General features: G+C 57.7%; 20 protein-coding genes. 9 read left to right on the plus strand and 11 right to left on the minus strand.

The features are described 5' to 3' along the window. The first annotated feature begins 21 nt into the window (after positions 1–21). The 8 genes from N8E88_RS03175 (at position 22) to N8E88_RS03210 (ending at position 6,713) form a co-directional block, all read left to right on the plus strand. Complete coding sequence (locus N8E88_RS03175) at positions 22–885, plus strand: branched-chain amino acid ABC transporter permease (protein WP_262290637.1); 864 nt, start codon at positions 22–24, stop codon at positions 883–885. Continuing rightward, positions 882–1,871, plus strand: a complete 990-nt coding sequence (locus N8E88_RS03180; RefSeq protein WP_262290638.1) for a branched-chain amino acid ABC transporter permease — start codon at positions 882–884, stop codon at positions 1,869–1,871. The genes N8E88_RS03175 and N8E88_RS03180 overlap by 4 nt, the downstream gene beginning before the upstream one ends. Beyond that, on the plus strand, positions 1,868–2,617 hold the full coding sequence (locus N8E88_RS03185) for an ABC transporter ATP-binding protein (RefSeq protein WP_262290639.1): 750 nt from the start codon (positions 1,868–1,870) through the stop codon (positions 2,615–2,617). The genes N8E88_RS03180 and N8E88_RS03185 overlap by 4 nt, the downstream gene beginning before the upstream one ends. Beyond that, complete coding sequence (locus N8E88_RS03190) at positions 2,610–3,314, plus strand: ABC transporter ATP-binding protein (RefSeq protein ID WP_262290640.1); 705 nt, start codon at positions 2,610–2,612, stop codon at positions 3,312–3,314. Before N8E88_RS03185 ends, N8E88_RS03190 begins: the two co-directional genes overlap by 8 nt. Positions 3,315–3,429: 115 nt before the next feature. Further along, positions 3,430–4,314 carry a formyltetrahydrofolate deformylase gene (gene purU / locus N8E88_RS03195; protein WP_262290641.1) on the plus strand — a complete coding sequence of 295 codons (885 nt, stop codon included), beginning with the start codon at positions 3,430–3,432 and terminating at the stop codon, positions 4,312–4,314. A gap of 45 nt (positions 4,315–4,359) precedes the next feature. Beyond that, a complete protein-coding gene (locus N8E88_RS03200) occupies positions 4,360–5,427 on the plus strand; it encodes a maleylacetate reductase (protein ID WP_262290642.1) in 1,068 nt (355 codons plus the stop codon). Between the two features lie 103 nt (positions 5,428–5,530). Then, complete coding sequence (locus N8E88_RS03205; protein WP_262290643.1) at positions 5,531–6,370, plus strand: dioxygenase family protein; 840 nt, start codon at positions 5,531–5,533, stop codon at positions 6,368–6,370. Between the two features lie 10 nt (positions 6,371–6,380). Continuing rightward, positions 6,381–6,713: a hypothetical protein gene (locus tag N8E88_RS03210; protein ID WP_262290644.1), complete on the plus strand. Its 333-nt coding sequence runs from the start codon at positions 6,381–6,383 to the stop codon at positions 6,711–6,713. A 456-nt stretch (positions 6,714–7,169) separates the two neighbouring features. Here N8E88_RS03210 and N8E88_RS03215 read toward each other — a convergent pair whose 3' ends face one another. From N8E88_RS03215 to N8E88_RS03265, 11 genes are all read right to left on the minus strand, one after another. After that, entirely contained in the window at positions 7,170–7,877 is a 708-nt protein-coding gene (locus N8E88_RS03215; RefSeq protein WP_262290645.1) for a helix-turn-helix transcriptional regulator, read from the minus strand. A gap of 89 nt (positions 7,878–7,966) precedes the next feature. Next, positions 7,967–8,428, minus strand: a complete 462-nt coding sequence (locus N8E88_RS03220) for a RidA family protein (protein WP_262290646.1) — start codon at positions 8,426–8,428, stop codon at positions 7,967–7,969. A 4-nt stretch (positions 8,429–8,432) separates the two neighbouring features. Then, positions 8,433–9,521 (minus strand): aminotransferase class V-fold PLP-dependent enzyme, encoded by a 1,089-nt coding sequence (locus N8E88_RS03225; RefSeq protein ID WP_262290647.1) that lies wholly within the window; start codon positions 9,519–9,521, stop codon positions 8,433–8,435. Positions 9,522–9,532: 11 nt separating this feature from the next. Further along, positions 9,533–10,654: an amino acid ABC transporter permease gene (locus tag N8E88_RS03230; protein WP_262290648.1), complete on the minus strand. Its 1,122-nt coding sequence runs from the start codon at positions 10,652–10,654 to the stop codon at positions 9,533–9,535. Then, on the minus strand, positions 10,651–11,907 hold the full coding sequence (locus tag N8E88_RS03235; RefSeq protein WP_262290649.1) for an amino acid ABC transporter permease: 1,257 nt from the start codon (positions 11,905–11,907) through the stop codon (positions 10,651–10,653). The genes N8E88_RS03230 and N8E88_RS03235 overlap by 4 nt, the downstream gene beginning before the upstream one ends. Beyond that, complete coding sequence (locus tag N8E88_RS03240; protein WP_262291074.1) at positions 11,861–12,886, minus strand: amino acid ABC transporter substrate-binding protein; 1,026 nt, start codon at positions 12,884–12,886, stop codon at positions 11,861–11,863. Before N8E88_RS03240 ends, N8E88_RS03235 begins: the two co-directional genes overlap by 47 nt. A 219-nt stretch (positions 12,887–13,105) precedes the next feature. Continuing rightward, positions 13,106–13,354, minus strand: a complete 249-nt coding sequence (locus N8E88_RS03245; protein ID WP_262290650.1) for a PDDEXK nuclease domain-containing protein — start codon at positions 13,352–13,354, stop codon at positions 13,106–13,108. Next, positions 13,317–13,847: a PDDEXK nuclease domain-containing protein gene (locus N8E88_RS03250; RefSeq protein ID WP_262290651.1), complete on the minus strand. Its 531-nt coding sequence runs from the start codon at positions 13,845–13,847 to the stop codon at positions 13,317–13,319. The genes N8E88_RS03245 and N8E88_RS03250 overlap by 38 nt, the downstream gene beginning before the upstream one ends. A 54-nt stretch (positions 13,848–13,901) precedes the next feature. Further along, a complete protein-coding gene (locus tag N8E88_RS03255) occupies positions 13,902–14,642 on the minus strand; it encodes an amino acid ABC transporter ATP-binding protein (protein WP_262290652.1) in 741 nt (246 codons plus the stop codon). A gap of 43 nt (positions 14,643–14,685) precedes the next feature. Further along, positions 14,686–15,357, minus strand: coding sequence for an amino acid ABC transporter permease (locus N8E88_RS03260; RefSeq protein WP_262290653.1), 672 nt, complete (start codon positions 15,355–15,357; stop codon positions 14,686–14,688). Positions 15,358–15,364: 7 nt separating this feature from the next. After that, on the minus strand, positions 15,365–16,177 hold the full coding sequence (locus tag N8E88_RS03265; RefSeq protein WP_262290654.1) for a transporter substrate-binding domain-containing protein: 813 nt from the start codon (positions 16,175–16,177) through the stop codon (positions 15,365–15,367). 543 nt (positions 16,178–16,720) lie between these two features. Between N8E88_RS03265 and speB the strand changes: the two genes are divergently transcribed. Then, positions 16,721–17,602, plus strand: a complete 882-nt coding sequence (gene speB, locus N8E88_RS03270; protein ID WP_315975187.1) for an agmatinase — start codon at positions 16,721–16,723, stop codon at positions 17,600–17,602. The last annotated feature ends 5 nt before the right edge of the window (positions 17,603–17,607 follow it).

Genomic DNA, 17,607 nt, shown 5'->3' on the forward strand with positions numbered 1-17,607 from the left:
TCGCAAATTTCAGGTTAGAGAATGTCTCTCATTTTAAGTATCGTCGTCGATGGCGTCGCCTACGGGATGATATTGTTCATGATTTCCGTCGGGCTTTCGATCACGATGGGGCTCATGCGCATTATCAACCTTGCGCACGGCGGGTTTGCCCTGCTTGGCGGCGCAGCCGTTCATCTGCTCACCACACGTCTGGACGTAGCGTTCGTTCCTGCGTTCCTCGTCGCCGTTCTCGCGGTTGTCCTCGTTTCCGTGCTTCTCGAGCGGCTGCTCTATCGCCACATCTATGGCTTCAACGAGTTGGGCCAGGTGTTGGCGACCATTGGAATCGTCTTCATCATGATCGCAACCGTCAATCTGTTCCTGGGCTCCACGATCCTGCCGCTTGGCGCCCCGGCGATTTTCACGACACCGATCGATCTCGGGTTCAGGACGCTACCGTTCCACCGGCTGGTCGTTATCATTTCCGGTTTGCTTGTGCTGGCCGGTCTCTGGTTTCTGATGGAAAAAACAAGGTTCGGCATCTACTTGCGCGCAGCTGTCGACAACAGGGTTGCGGCCGCCTCGCTCGGCATCAACACGCCGCTCGTCTATCTCGTTGCATTCGCCCTCGGTGCCGGTCTCGCGGCCGTCGGAGGTATCCTCGGTGCTGAACTGCTGCCGATCGAGGCCTACTATCCGCTCCGTTATATGGTGCTGTTCCTGATTGTTGTGTCCGTGGGTGGACTTGGCAGCATTTCCGGATCCTTCCTTGCTTCGATTGGCCTCGGGATTCTCGATACGGCTGGTCGCTATCTCCTGCCGGGCGTTGGTACCATCTTCTTTTTCGTGGCGATTGTGGTCCTGCTCGCGCTTCGGCCCAATGGTCTGATGGGGAAAGCGCAATGACGGCCCCCGTGCTTTCCACCTCGCCGAGGCGCGTGACGATCGCTTTGAGCTTGCTCATCCCGTCCACTTGCGTCGTGATCGGTGCGACGCTTGCCTTTCTGATATTCCCGTACGACCTGTCGTTTCTAACCCGTATCGTCATCATGATGATCTTCGTCGTGTCATTCGATCTGATCCTTGGACAGGCGGGAATCGCCACACTTGGTCACGCCGCGATGTATGGCTGCGGCGCCTATGCCGCGGGACTGGTTTCGCTTCACCTGTCGCCCGACCCGCTGTTCGGGCTCCTGGTCGGCGCCGTGGCCGGCGCAGTGATGGCTTGGATTTCCGGGCTTGTCCTGCTTCGCACCCACGGCATAACGCTGTTGATGATTTCGATAGCCGTGACCATGGTTCTTCAGGAGATCGCATCCCAGGCACGTTGGCTGACGGGCGGCGCCGACGGCCTGGCCGGCATTACGGTCGGACCTCTGCTGGGCCTGTTCGAATTCGATTTCATCGGTCAGGTGGCCTTTATTTACAGCGTGTGCGTTCTCGCATTCGTCCTGGTGCTCTGCCAGGTGCTGATCGGCTCCCCGTTCGGGCTCGCTCTTCGGGGAATTGAAGGCAGTGCAAGCCGGATGCGGGCGATCGGTACGCCGGTCTATCGTCGAAAGGTGACGGTCTACGTTATCGCTGGCGCTATTGCTGGAATTGCCGGAGCGCTTGCGGCCCAGGTGACAGGCCTGGTTGGCATCGAAGTGTTCAATTTCTCCTTGTCTGCCGACGTTATGGTGATGCTGATCCTGGGAGGAGCCGGGCGGCTCTATGGCGCGCTGATCGGGACATTGCTCTTCATGGTAGTCCATCATGTCGCGGCAAGCATCGATCCTTTGAACTGGCTCTTCGTGATCGGCTTCATGCTTCTCATCGTGGTGTTCGTGCTCCCAAAGGGTCTTCTTGCTCTCCCAGGTCACTTGGCGCGATTGCTCAGGAGGACGTCATGAACGACGGGCTTTCCATCGTTGGACTTTCTAAAAATTTCGGAGGCCTGCAGGTCGCCCGGGACCTGACGCTCACGTTGCCGCGAGGCTCGCGCACCGCACTGATCGGGCCAAATGGTGCGGGCAAGACCACTTTCGCAAATCTCCTGACCGGTGTTCTGAGGCCGACATCGGGCAAGATCGTGCTGAACGGTCTGGATATAGGATCTCTGAACGAAGCAGCTCGGGTGAGGGCAGGCGTCGCGAAAACCTTCCAGATAACCAATCTGTTTCGCGACCTGACCGTTCGGGAAAACCTGCGGCTGCCAATACTGGAGCGGGAAGGCCGCACGCATCAGTTCTTTCGTCGGGCGGACGGGTGGAGCGATATCGAAGCTGAGATCGCCCGGTTGATGCAGGATCTCAATATCCAGTCGCTGGCTGACAAGCCGGTGCGTGGACTGGCTTACGGCCAGCAGCGGCTGGTGGAATTGGCGCTGACACTGGCGGTGAAGCCGAAGGTTCTCATTCTCGATGAGCCGGCGGCAGGCGTACCCTCTACCGAGAGCCACTTTATCGTGGAGGCCATCAAGCGGCTTCCCCAGGATCTGTCGGTTCTCATCATCGAGCATGACATGCAGCTGGTGTTCGAGGTCGCAGACCGTATCATCGTGCTGGTGAATGGCGCGATCCTGATGGAGGGCACGCCCGACGAGGTTGTCGCCAACAAGCAGGTTCGCGAACTCTACCTGGGAGCGGTCCATGTCTGACATTCTCCTCGAACTGGACGGTGTCGTGGCCGGCTATGGCGATACCCATGTCATCCGCAATGTCTCGCTCCGCATCCCAAAGGGCGAGCGGCTGGCGATCGTCGGGAGAAACGGTGTCGGCAAAACCACGCTGCTCTCCACAATCATGGGCCAGACGCGGCAACATGGCGGAAGCGTCAAACTCGAGGGTATGGCAATCGATGCGCTCGCCTCGCATCAGAGGGCGAGACTGGGGATCGGCATCGTGCCGCAGACCCGCGATATCTTCGGATCGCTGACGGTCGAGGAGAATCTGGTTGCAGGGCTTCGGAATGGATCGACTCTGGAAGAGGCTTACCATCTGTTTCCCCGGCTGAAGGAGCGTCGTTCCAACGGCGGGCGCCAGCTTTCCGGAGGCGAACAGCAAATGCTGTCGATTGCCCGTGCTCTTCTGGGAAAGCCGGAAATCATTTTACTGGATGAGCCGCTGGAGGGGCTGGCGCCGGTTATCTGCGAAATGCTGATGGACGTTTTCCACAAGCTGGCCGATCAGGGCCAGACGATCGTGCTGGTGGAGCAACATGTGGGTTTGGCGCTCAAGTTTGCAGAGCGCGTCATCGCGCTCGATCAGGGCAAGATCGTCTTTGAGGAACAGGCGGCAAAACTGATCGCCAACCGTTCCGCACTCGACCGATATATCGGTCTCTCCGCCCAATAACCGGCGCGGACGGCAGACCACGCACGATGGCCTTCCAGGAGCTCAGCGGGCTGAAGCATTTGTCGGAGAGCCGGATGAGCATCTATTGAAGAGCTCTAACAGATACGGGGATAGAATGAAGAACTATGTCTTGACGGTTTCCTGCCAAACCACACGTGGCGTTGTCGCGGCGATTTCCGGTTTCCTTGCGGCCAAGGGTTGCAACATCGTCGACAGCTCGCAGTTCGATGACCGGGACACCGGCAAGTTCTTCATGCGGGTCAGCTTCGTCTCCGAAGAGGGCGTGTCGCGGCCCGATCTCTCGGAAGGTTTCATGCCGGTAGCGGACAAATTCGGCATGGAATGGGACATTTTCGATGCGCAGCAGCGCATGAAAGTGCTTCTCATGGTGTCGCGCTTCGGCCACTGCCTCAACGACCTGCTCTACCGCTGGAAGATTGGCGCACTGCCGATCGACATCGTCGGCGTCGTATCGAACCATTTCGATTACCAGAAACTGGTGGTCAATCACGACATTCCCTTCCACCACATTCCGGTGACCAAGGCCAATAAGCCGGAGGCGGAGGCACGCATCATGGCGTTGGCCGAAAGCACCGGCACTGAGGTGATCGTGCTCGCCCGTTACATGCAGATCCTCTCCGACGAGATGTGCCAGAAAATGTCCGGGCGGATCATCAATATCCATCATTCCTTTCTGCCGAGCTTCAAGGGTGCTAATCCCTACAAGCAGGCCTATACGCGCGGCGTCAAGCTCATCGGGGCGACGGCACATTACGTCACTGCTGATCTAGACGAAGGCCCGATCATCGAGCAGGACATCGTGCGCATCACGCATGCGCAGTCGGCCGAAGATTATGTCTCCCTGGGTCGTGACGTGGAGGCACAGGTGCTCGCCCGCGCCATCCACGCTCACATCCACCATCGGACCTTTATCAATGGAAATCGCACCGTCGTCTTCCCGCCGAGCCCGGGAAGCTATGCCTCCGAGCGCATGGGCTGACCCGGCAGCGACGACAGTACCGTTCGAATCCAAGAGGAGAAGACCATGCGCGAGCCGTTTACCTACAAAGGCACTATTCCTCGCATCGTGTTCGGTGTGGGGACGATCTCTCAGGTGGCCGAAGAATTGCATGGCCTTGGTCGGCAAAAGGCCCTTGTCCTGTCGACGCCGTTTCAGGAAAAGGAGGCGCAAAGGCTTGTCGAACAGTTGGGATCCGTCTGTGTGGGGGTCTTCAGCGGTGCCATGATGCACACGCCCGTCGACGTGACGATCGAAGCGCTTCGGGTTTTTGCTGACGCCGGTGCGGACTGCGTCATTTCCTTGGGCGGAGGTTCAACGATCGGGTTGGGCAAGGCTATCGCCTACCGGACTGATACGCCCCAGCTGGTCATCGCCACAACCTATGCCGGATCGGAAGTGACCCCGATCCTCGGGCAGACGGAAAACGGCATCAAGACCACGGTGCGTGATGCATCAATTCTGCCCGAAACAGTGATCTACGATCCGGAACTGACTTACAACCTGCCTGTCAAAATGACAGTTACCAGCGGCCTCAACGCCATGGCCCATGCCGTAGAAGGACTGTACGCACAGGATCGCAACCCGGTGTCCTCAATGATGGCGATGGAAGGCATAGCAGCGCTGCACAAGGCGCTGCCTGCCATTATTGGCGCCCCCCGCGATCCAACGGCCCGCACCGACGCGCTTTACGGCTCCTGGCTGTGTGGCGTCGTCTTAGGTGCTGTCGGAATGGCACTGCACCACAAAATCTGCCACACACTGGGCGGCAGCTTCGACCTGCCGCATTCGGAAACGCATGCCATCCTTCTTCCTCATACGGTAGCGTATACGGAGGGAGCTGTCCCTCATCTGCTTGAGCCTGTCGCTGACTTGATGAGGACTGATCACGCCTCGACGGGGCTTTACGATTTCGCGCATAGCATTGGCGCCCCAACCAGGCTCAAAGATTTCGGACTGGCTACCGAGGACCTGGACAAAGCGACAGACGTCGCCATGCGAAACCCTTACTGGAACCCCCGGCCTCTGGAAGCTACGGCAATCCGAGAGATGCTTCAGATGGCATGGGAAGGGGCGAGGCCTGGGTCGTCGTGAACACGGAGGCCAGAGTGATCCGCATCAGGAACCAAGTCCGAGCCTTTTTACCAGGGAGGCTTCGGGATGAAGGCAAACCAATTCTCACTCAGAAGGAAAAGGTATGACAAATTATTTCACCGAAGAAGCCTCCGTCGAGGCGGTAAACGGGCGCATGGCCTCCGATATCGATCCTCGCGTGAGGGAGGTCATGACCTTGCTTGTGAAGCATCTGCATGCCTTCATCAAGGAAGCCAAGGTTTCGCAACAGGAATGGGAAACCGCAGTTCGGTTTCTGACACAGACCGGCAAGATTTGTTCGGAGGAACGGCAGGAATTTATACTGCTATCCGACACGCTTGGCGTATCCATGTTGGTGGATGCGATCAACAACCGCAGGCAACCGGGCGCAACTGAAAACACCGTGCTCGGACCGTTCCACGTCGCGGGGGCTCCCCGTCTTGCAATGGGCGATCGCATCACGCTTGACGGGAAGGGCGAGAGCTGTGTCTTCGAAGGCGCCGTGGTCGATCTGGACGGACATCCGATCGAGGGTGCAATCATCGATGTTTGGTCAGACAATGCCGACGGCTTTTACGATGTGCAGCAACCTGACGCTCAGCCGAAGTGGAATAACCGCGGTACCTTCGTGACCGGCCCCGATGGGCGCTACAGCTTCGTCGGAATCAAGCCCGTCTCATACCCCATTCCCGCCGATGGGCCTGTGGGCCAGATGCTGAAGCAACTTGGCCGGCATCCCTATCGGCCTGCACATATGCACTACATCGTCACGGCCGCCAGCTTCCAGAAACTGGTGACCCATACGTTCGTCGGCGACGATAGCTATCTTTCGTCCGATGCCGTCTTCGGTGTCAAAGCCACGTTGATCGCGCCGTATGAGCGTGTGCTCGGCGGTGAAACCGTCTGGCGTTCGCCATTCGATTTTGTGCTTAACCCACTGTGAGGCGGCTGAGATGCCAAATATGAAGATTTACGTGGATCGATCACTACCAGAGCAGTCTCATCTGAACATTGAAGCCGCTCTGGTGCCGCTGAGAAAATTGTTATGCGAAAGGCTGGACGTCAACATCAACGCCTGCCAGTTTGCTGTCATTCCAGTCTACGCGATGGCCGACCTTCCGGCGGTGAACCTCGAGCTTTTCCTCCTGCCGAAAGCAGAACGGACGCGTCAGAAACTCATGGACCTTGCCACGGAAATCCAGCAATTGGTCGGGGATGCTGCGATCACACAAGTTGCTGTTCGGATTTCCCAGCTCGACCCTGCGACGTTCATAGCCTTGAAGTGACTCGCCGGTCGAGCAAGTTGGATGAGCGCTACTAGCCATGTGCTAACCGGCCTCTGCGACCCTCCTGCGAGAAACGGGCGCCAAGGCGCTGCGCTAATGCGGTCGCGAGCGCTTTGTTGTTCCGGGGCAGATCACGGTCTCAGGTCATTTAGGTGATCGCACCCCTTCTGCGATGCGAGCCGCGGAGGAGCGCATACCCAGCATTTGCCCGGCTCGCGGGAAGGCGCTCACGACTAACCGAGGCAATATCTGGACTGTAACCCCGTGATCGGCTGACGACGGTGACCTCGGCGATCTGATCGGCCGGCATTCTCCGGCAAGGGCAGTGAAATGGAGCCCGGAGGCCGACGGCTCGTGTTCGAGATGCTCCGCAAAATCGTTAGCGCGGGCGGCCGCAATGATCCGGGGGCCGCTTCGGTAGATTGCGTTTAGCATTGAGCCAACGCTCGCCTCGACCTATTTCGAGGCGGACTTGATCTGCTCGAGATAGCTATAGACGGTGAACCTCGAAATCCCGAGGCTGGCGGCGGCGACGTCGACGCTGGAGCGGATCATGAACAGGCCGCGAAGGCTCATATTGCGGACCGCCTCCACCTTGTCTTCCTTCTGCATCTGGATGACGGTCTTACCCGTCGCCTTGATGCTGGTGTCGATGATCTCGGTAACGATCTCCTCGACCGAAAGCGCTCCGCTCTCGCCAGGATCATCCTCTTGCTGCTGTTCGTTGGCGACTTCCAGGATCAACGCCTTGAGTTCCCGCATCTTGCTTCGATCTGCGTTGACACAAATCGCCGCATAGGCGGTGCCCTCGCTGTCCCGCAACAAGATGCTCGTGGATTCGAGTTCCAGACCGGTTCGGGTCCGGGTCTTGTAGCCGTCCACGATCGTCAGCGGCTCGTTTGCTTCGTTCATGTCACCGGCGATGAGCTTCTTGAGACCGACATCGCCGAACGGACCGCTGATGATGGAACTGCCGACGGTGCGGCCGCTCACCTTGCCATTGGCGATTGCGACAATCGATTCCTCGGGCTTGGCGAGATCATGCAGTACGATCTCGGTATTGGGCCCGAAGCATTTGGCAAGACCGGCGACGACACTTGCCAGCGCATCGATCACGAGTCTGCGTTCAGCGTCGGTGGTAGGCCGCATACGTTCAACTGCCATTGAATTCGATCTTCTCCGCGATAAGTCACAAATCTGTCTAGCAAGCTCTTGACGGTGTGCAACGGCAATTCAGTGGGCACGTGGCACGGTCACAGCTTTACTTCTACCACCATCTCGATTTCGACGGGAACGCCGAAGGGAAGCGTGTTCGTGCCGACTGCGGCACGGGCATGCCGACCGGTCTCCCCGAAGATCTCGACCAGCAATTCCGACGCACCATTGATGACCAGGTGTTGGTCCTCGAAATCGTCGGTGGAATTGACATAGCCATTGAGTTTCACGATCTGCGTGACCCTGTCGAGATCGCCGATCTCGCGTTTGATAACCGCGAGCCCATTGAGAATGGACATTCGCGCCGCTTCCACACCCTCCGCGACAGTGAATTCACGGCCAAGCTTGCCGCGCATCACCGCCTTGCCGCCGGCAATCGGCCCTTGCCCGGCAATGAAAACCAGGTTTCCGGAGCGACGGGATGGAACGTAGGATGCAAGCGCTCCGAAATCATCAGGCAGCGTAATACCGAGTTCAGCAAGTCTTGCTGCGACGGACATGAATTCAATTCCTTTCCAGTTTTTTAAGACGCTCGATGAACGTGTCGATATCGGATTCGTCATTATAGAAGTGCGGGGATACCCGGACATTGGTGCCTCGGGCGGCCACGCTCACGCCCTCCGCATTCATTGCCTCGACCAGACGACGGGCGTTCCCGGAACGAAAGCTCACGATCGGAGCCGATCCGGCCGGGCTCACGAGCGGAACGCCGAGTGCTGCGAGTCCATCGGCCAGCCGCCTGCAGAGTAATCGATTGCGGCGGTAGATGTTGTCCCAGCCTAGACCCTCAAGATAGGCCAATCCAAATTCGAGCGTGGTGAGCCCGGGATAATTGGAATGGCTGTATTGCAGTTCCCTAGACGGTGCCGGGTTCGAGTATCCTCGAAAGGCCGGATCCAGCGATTGCCTCAATCGCAGGCTGGTGACGGAGATCGCCAGGCCAAAGCCGGAGAGCAGCCATTTGAATGTCGACGCCGCGTAAACATCTGCAAACTGCGCCGATACGGGCACGGCGCCGAGACCGTGGATCCCGTCCACCACGAGAAACGCCCTCTTGGCCTGGCAGACCTCGAAGAGGACCTGCAGATCGACTTCGGTTCCGGTTTGCCAATGGACATGAGAGACGAGCACGACGCCGCCACGCTTGATCGAGGAGGCCAGCGCCGCGGTCCGATTGGTCTCCGAATCCACCGCGACGGTCACGACTTCGGCGCCGCGCCTGCTTAGCGTATTGGCCACGGCGAGCACCGTAGGAAATTCGTCCTGGCAGACCACGACCTGATCAGCGGCGCGGACAGGTACGGACCATGCGACGAGGTTCAGGACTTCTGATGTGCTCGACGCAAAGCCAATATCCTGGGTTTCCACCCCCATGAGCCGCGCGAGTTTCGCCTTCACGCTATCGGACACGCTCCGCCATTCCTCGGCGGCGTCGTAGCCGCGGCTGAACATGCCGTCGAGCTGGCGCCCGACAGCCTCGCCGATATTAAGGGGCATGATACCGGTCGCAGCGGTGTTGAGATAGACTCGCTCGCGGAGGTAGGGGAAAGTCGACCTCACCGCGTCCATATCAAGCATTGTCGTTTCATTCATGCCAAATGCTCTCATCTGTCCCGACGAAGCCTCTTTTCCAACCCGGCGCCGAAGCGTGCCATCGAGAAGCAGAAAGCGAAATAGATGGCGCCCACGAAAATATAGGCCTCGGCGCCGAAGCCCTGCCATGCGGGTTCAGCGATTGCGCGCTTGCCTGCATTGAGCAGATCGAAGATGCCGATGATCATAACGAGCGACGTGCTCTTGAACAGGCCGATGCAGAGGCTGATGATCGGCGGCAGGACGAGCGTGAGTGCCTGCGGCATGACCACGAAATACATCGTCTTCCAGTATCCCAGACCGAGCGACTGCGCGGCCTCGGATTGTCCCGCCGGTACGGCCTGCAATCCGCCGCGGATCGTCTCCGACAGATAGGCGCCCATGAAGAGGACGATGCCAAGCTGTGCGCGCAACAGCTTGGAGAAGTTCATCCCGTCGGGAAGGAAAAGCGGAAACATGACGCTGGCCATGAACAGCACGCTGATGAGCGGTATGCCGCGGATCAGCTCGACATAAATGACGCACATCGTCCTGACGGTCGGATTGGCCGAGGAGCGTCCCAGCGCCACGACGACTGCAAGGGGCAAGGCGAGCGCGATGCCGAAGGTCGCGAGCATGAGTGTGACCGGTAGCCCGCCCCATTGGTCCTCGGGGACATAGGCAAGGCCCATGACCCCGCCATACATCAGGACGAAGACGGTCGCCAAACCGGCGACCCAGAGCATGACAAGCTTCCATCCCCACAGTCGACGGTCGGCGGAAAGTGGATAAAGCGAGATAAAAATGAGAACGCTCAGCGCCGCGCGCCACTGTTCGGCGTACGGATAGAGGCCGAAAAGGATGAACCGGTATTTCTCACGGATCAACGCCCAGCACGCGCCGGCATCGGCGGTGCGGCAGGCCTGCGTATCTGGAGACGGCGCCGACGGCACCGACCAGACCGCGCGGAACACTGCCCAGTCCAGAAACAACCACGCAAGCTTGCCCAGCAGCAGGAGCATAATCAAGGTAATCGCTGTCGATGACCATGAACTGAAAAGGTGCCGTCTCAGCCAACCGGCAACGCCGCGCTCCGACGGATCTACTGGCCTTGGTAGAGCTGGCTTCTCGGCAGTCGTAACAAAATGGCTCATCGAGTCACCAGGGCGACGGAGCGGTTATACCAGTTCATCAGCGCGCTGACGGCGAGGCTGATCGTCAGGAAGGCCAGGATGATGATGGTGACGCCTTCCACCGCCTGCCCGGTATCGCTGATCATCGAATTCACGATGGCGAAAAGATCGGGATAGCCAACCGCTACGGCAAGCGAGCTGTTCTTGATCACGCCGAGATATTCGCTGCTCAGCGGCGGAATGATAATCCTGAGCGCCTGCGGTATGATGACCTTGCGCAGCGTGACGAGCGGGCCAAGGCCCAGCGCCATTGCAGCTTCGCGCTGTCCGGAGGGGACGCCGAGAATGCCAGCCCGAACGATCTCGGCGACGAAGGCGGAGGTATAGATCGAAAGGCCGATCACCAGCGCCGACAATTCCGGCGTCAACGTTGCGCCGCCCCGGAAATTGAGGCCTTTCAGGACCGGCACATCGGGCACGGTGGCTTGCCCTGACAGCAAGACCGCGGCGACCGGCAGGCAGATGGCGAGGACCAGGAATATGGGAAGGGACAGCAATCGACCGAACCGAATCTTGCCCTTGCGCTGCAGCCCAGCTGCGAAGATGAAGGCGATGATGACGACCAGAAGCGTCAACCCGGCGATGCCGACCGCGGTCCCGTCTCCAAACGAGGGATAGCGTATGCCTCGGTTGGAAATGAAGAACCCTTCCGCGAGCTTGAAGGCAGCGCGCGGCGCCGGCAGTTGCAGGATCAGCTGGTACCAGAAGACGAGCTGCAGCAGCACCGGAACATTACGCACGGCCTCGACATAGGCACCGCAGGATTTCGCAAGCAGCAGATTGGGAGACAGCCGAGCGATGCCGATGAAAGCCCCGACGATGGTGCACACGACTATCACGGCACCCGACACGGTCAGCGTGTTCAAAAGTCCGATCAACAGTGCGCGGGCATAGGTATGCACGCCCGGGATGAATTCGATCCAGCTGTTGGCGATCGGCATGCTGACAATGCGCCAGAGGAAGGCGAACCCGGTGGAAACACCTCGGGACTCGAGGTTTCCAAGCGTTGTCGCGACCAAGAACCAACCAACGCCCCCGACCGCCATGATCAGGAGCATTTGGATGACGATCGAACTGACTACGTCACGGCTCGTGTATTTCATGTCGCCAGCTTCGGTGGATCGGGAGAGGGCGGTGACGCGGCGAAGGCCGCGCCAGCCATTCGGCTCAACGGAACGGCGGGGAGTATTGCAGACCGCCCTTTGTCCAGACATCGTTCATGCCGCGATCGACACCCACGATGTTGCGATCCCAGACCTCACCGAAATTGCCGACCTGCTTGATGATCTTCTGGGTGAAGTCGTTCGACAGGCCGAGGGTCTGGCCGAGTTCGCCCTCTAGACCGAGGAAGCGGCGGACGGCGGGATTTTCCGATGCAAGCGACTTGTCGAGATTCTTGCTGTCGATACCCAGAACCTCAGCATTCACCATCGTATAATGCGTCCAGCGAACAATGTCGAACCAGCGCTCGTCACCCTTGCGCACGACGCCCCCCAAAGGCTCCGCGGTGATGCGTTCCGGGAGGATGAGCAGGTCGTTGCCGGAATCGCCACGCGCTGCCTTCGAGGCCGCGAGGTCCGACGCGTCCGAGACGTAGGCATCGCAGCGGTCGGCGAGCAGCGCCTTGCGAGCCTCCTCGCCTTCCGAGAAAAGGACGGGCGTGTAGGTCATTTTGTGAAGCGAGAAATATTCCTGAACCGAAAGTTCGGTCGTGCCGCCAGTCAGCATGCAGAGGCTACCGCCATCGAGTCCCGAAGCATCGGCGATGCCGAGCGACTTCTTCACCATGAAGCCGATGCCATCGTAGTAATAGACATTGGCGAATTGCAGACCGAGCTGGCTTTCCCGGGTCATCGTCCACGTGACGTTTGCATAGACTACGTCGACTTCACCGGACTGGAGCGCAGTGAAACGCTGTTGCGGCGTAAGCACAACCCATTTGACCTTCTCGGCATCGCCGAGCGTGGCCGCGGCGACCGCTCTGCACTGATCGGCATCGATGCCGCGCATCACGCCCTGGCTGTCGGGCAACGAGAACCCCGGGCTAACGCCGATGACGCCGCAAGACAGCTGGCCGCGCGCCTTGACGGCGTCGAGCGTCTTCGATGCCGGCGCTGCCGTTTCCTGCGCCGTCGCCATGCCGGCGCTGGCCATGAAGGCCGCGGCCACGAAGCCCATGATCGAGAACTTCATCTTCACTCCCCCTCCCGGATGAGATCTTCAAAACACTCATTGGATATCAACATAATATTGATCTTGCAACAGAATGTTGATTTCGTTTCTGTTGCCACTGACAATCGAACTGCCGGTTCGAGGCGGGGCCAATCAGTATCCCAAGAGAAACCGGCCGCTCGGCAGGCGAGTTGTCGTCGAGAAGCATCCGGATTCACGTTCAACGTTCAACTTCCATCATCAGCCTGACCAATGAAAAGAGGTGGAATTCGCGCCGAATTCGGTTTCAGTCGGGCGCTCGGCCTGCAGGGGGGCCGGGAAGGCGGCGGATAGACGATACTCTGCAACACCCATGGGCTTGTAGGGCCCCGGCGTAGCGTATTCAACGATGACCTCGCTTTTGTCTTTAAAGAGAATGATGCCAATTCTTGGCGCGTCGGTAAAATGGCGATCATCGACATAAGAAGGTAGAAGTCCTCTTGCCCGCAAATTCAGGTTTGAAGTCTCGACCTGGAGTTAAAATCACGACGAAACAGCGCAGTCGCAGTTGGTCGAAGAGGCGATCAACAAAATAGTCCTGGCTGCCGACGAACGAAAAACCCATGTCGAGCTCGAGGATCAGCGCGCGCAAATGCTCAACAACAGCCTGCTCAAGCTCCCGCTGCGAAATAGCAGAACCGAGCGGGAGGAAATCGAAGGCGTAGGGATCCCTGATCAGGGCTTGGGCGAGATCGGATTGTGGCGCTGGCAGCGTTCTTGCGACATTGGTGATGGGCCTTTCCTGCCGAAGGACAAGCCGGTTGCGATCTAATGGGCAAGGACATTGCGGCTCCAGCCGGGCTCGATGACTTGGCGCAATACCAGAGGCGCTCCTCCGGCCCTTTGACGGCATCGAGAAGCTTGACGCTGTGATCCCAGGGCAGTTGTGCAACAAGCCGCTGCACAATTTGTTCATCGGGAACGCCTTGACGAATGCGCGCATATATTTCAGGTTTCGCGGCGAGAGTCCGGTCATTTCAGGGAAAAGCAGCCCATCCTAGGCCGGCACGGCGTGATTTGGTCTGACAGCGTTTAGAAAGTCCTTAGTCCTCTGCATCATCGGCTTGGTGAAGAACTCGTCTGGAGCAGCCTGCTCAACCACCACTCCGCCATCCATGAAGATCACCCGGTCGCTGACCGTACGCGCGAAACTCATTTCGTGCGTCACGATTACCATCGTCACTCCAGTATGTGCTAACGCTTGGATAACAGACAGGACTTCGCCTACCATCTCAGGGTCAAGCGCCGACGTTGGCTCATCGAAGAGCAACACCTGCGGCTCCATTGCCAAGGCGCGAGCAATGGCCACGCGTTGTTGTTGGCCGCCAGACAATTGCGACGGATATTTTGACGCATGAGTTTCCAATCCCACTCTTTTTAGTAGCGCGCGTCCATTCTCATGGGCCTCTGATTTCGGGATCTTCCGGACACGGATCGGCCCAAGAGCGACATTTTGCAGAGCCGTAAGGTGCGGAAACAGGTTGAAGCTTTGGAATACCATGCCGAGCTTACGATGGGTCTTTGGAGAAACCTTGTCGGGTCCTACTGGAGCTCCTTCGACATGAATCTGGCCGCCTTGATACTTTTCCAGGAGGTTGATGCATCGAATTAGCGTAGATTTGCCCGAACCTGACGGTCCAATGATGCAAACAACCTCCCCTTTTTTCACACTGAGGTCCAGATTGTGAAGCACTTCGAAGGCGCCATAAGCCTTACGCAAACCCTTTATCTCGATCATACAGGGCGTTGCATCCTTTTGGGGAGGGCAAATTGACATCACGTTATCTTCCTTCGCTCAGTCGGCGGTTTTCGAAGCGGCTTACGATTTTTACCAGTGGAAGAAGAAGCACGAGGTAGAGCAAGGCCGCGCCGACCAGGGGAGATGGATTGGCAGCCAGCGACTGGGCCTGCGTTGCCTGTTTGAGGAGATCCGGCATCGCGACGACCGACGCAAGAGCCGTGTCCTTCAGGACGCTAATGGCATTTCCCGTCAAAGGCGGCACTACCAGGCGGAAAGCCTGCGGAATGACAACATCTCGCATTGTGTTGAAGAAACCCAATCCTATTGCCGACGCGGCTTCAAATTGGCCTTTCGGAATCGACTGAAATCCTGCTCGAAATATCTCGGCCGCGTATGCCGCCGCAACGAGCGAAAGCGCAGTTGCCGCCGAGGAAAAAGACGAAAGGCGAACCCCGACAAACGGAAGCGCGTAGTATATGAGCACCAGCAGCACTAGAAGCGGGATTGATCGGAACACGTCGATGTAGAAAGCTACTGCGATCCGAACGGGTTTGGCTCCATAAACACGAAGCAGAGCGAAAGTGAGGCCGAGGACGGAGCTAGCAATTGCACATACGATACCCAACACCACGGTCACAGCTAGGCCGGACAACAGAGCCGGTAGGCTCGATCGCAGGACGTCGAGATTGAAGAAGGTTTGAACGATGTCCATCGCCGGATCACTTAACCGCTGGCAAGGGCTTAACGACGACGGTTGAGGAATCCGCAGCTGGCTCCGTTCCAAACCATTTCTTGTGCAACGAAGCGAGGAAGCCGTCCGTCTTCATCTCCGAAATCGCGCCATTGATTGCGCCGATATCCGCAAAATTCTTGTTGAATATTAATGAGTACTGCTCACCCGTTGGGATCCGCGCGACGATATGAAACTGAGGCTTGTCTTTGATGTAGTACGCGATTGCGGGCATATCCGCTATGTACGCGTCAACGCGTCCAGCCTGCAAATCCAGGATTGCGGAACTCATGGAGTCGTAGCGATTGATCGTCTCGAAGGAGTATTCTGCTTCGTTCTTCGTTGCCCAAATATCTGATGTTGCGGCGGACTCCACGGCGACTCGGGTCCCTTTGATGCCGTTTAAGTCTGTCACCGAACTGGTCGCAAGCGTCGTGACGGACTGGTCAGCATCAAAGTAGGGCTGCGCAAATGCGAGCGACTTTAGTCTTTCATCAGTTATGGTCATCGATGCAATGCCTATCTGGATGCGGTCAGACAGCAATGCTGGAATAACACCTTCAAACGGAAGGTTTTGGATATCGACGGTTTGGTTGAGCCGCTTCCCCAACTCATTCACGAGTTCTACTTCAAAGCCAGTATAGCTTCCATCCTTTTCTGCAAACTCCCAAGGCACGTTCCCGATATTTGCACCTACTGTCCAGTCGGCCGCTTTTGCCGCAGAGGTTATCGACGCTGATGCCAAAATTGCGATAGCGAGCATACCGCCAAGCAGACGGTTGAAAGAACCATTGATAAACATTCTCGTTTCCCCTTGATGCATGTTGACTGCATTTCAGGTTCAAGGTTGGCCATGGGACCCTCAAAGTAAATTTTGAATTTTCGTCGCTTACATCGGTTTTTCCAAATGTTGTCATGAACAAGTCCTGACTTAGGGAGCCCAGTTTTCGAGGGGCGGGGGCAAAAGTAATGCGCCTGGCGCAGTTTACTGGCGAAATGCCAACGGCCACTCACTTATCTCGAATGAAATATGACGCGACACATCGACGTTTTTCAAAGTAGAGCGCGAGAATTTTAAATTTACAAGCTGCCGAGGCCAAAGGATACCTAATCAATAGGAGAGCACGAGGACGTTCAGCCCCGAGCCGACGGAAAGCTTTCGACGATCGCTGCAGGGGGCTACGAGAATGTCAAAAAGTCAATAATTTATGATGAGGATTACATTCGAGCTATGACGTCGCATCAGTTTCACTCCCCCGCAACACCTGACCTCGATGCCCCTCGGTATGCCGAGATTGCAACTTTTCTTCGCGCGCCACTTGCAACTGACCTGCGGGATGTCGATTTGGGCCTCGTCGGCATCCCGTATGACGGTGGACTGACAAACCGATCCGGGGCGCGGCACGGACCTCGCGAGGTGCGAAATCAATCGTCCCTAACCCGCAAGTATCACCACGTATCGCGGACGAATCCGTTTGATCTTTGCCGGATTGCGGATCTCGGCGATGTGCCAATGACCAGGGCTCTTAGCGTAGAAGGGGCGCACGACGACATCAGCGCCTTCTACGATCTGGTTCATGCAGCCAAAATCATTCCGCTCTCCGTGGGGGGCGACCATTCTGTTACCTATCCGATCTTTAGGTCGATCGCACGCGAGCGCAAGATTGGAATGGTCCATATCGATGCCCATATGGATCTCTGGGACGAATTTCAAGGATCCAAGTTCAGCCACGGATCCCCCTTCCGCCGCGCAATCGAGGATGGTCTTCTTGACCCGAAGCGGGTGGTGCAGATCGGCATTCGCGGCGCTCAAAATAATAAGAGCGGCTGGCAGTATGCGGAAGACCATGGCGTCACGGTGATCTTCATTGAAGAAGTCAACGAGATCGGCGTTGAGAAAGTGCTGGAGAAGGCGCGCGCCGTAGTCGGCGAGGGTGAAGCCTACCTGTCATTTGACATCGACAGCGTCGATCCGGTCTTTGCGCCTGGCACGGGAACACCAGAGATCGGTGGGATCACTACGATCCAGGCCCAGGCACTAATACGGGGTCTGGATGGCCTGAACCTGATAGGTGCCGACCTCGTCGAGATCTCGCCACCGTTCGACCAAACGGGTGGCACCTCCCTGGTGGGCGCCTCACTTCTCTATGAGATCGCGTGCATTCTTTCGAATGGTATTGCCAAGCGCAAATGCGCTTTAAACGACCTCATGCAGACTGCATCATAAAGAGA

It is taken from the genome of Phyllobacterium zundukense, assembly GCF_025452195.1.
In the GTDB taxonomy this organism is placed as follows: domain Bacteria; phylum Pseudomonadota; class Alphaproteobacteria; order Rhizobiales; family Rhizobiaceae; genus Phyllobacterium; species Phyllobacterium zundukense_A.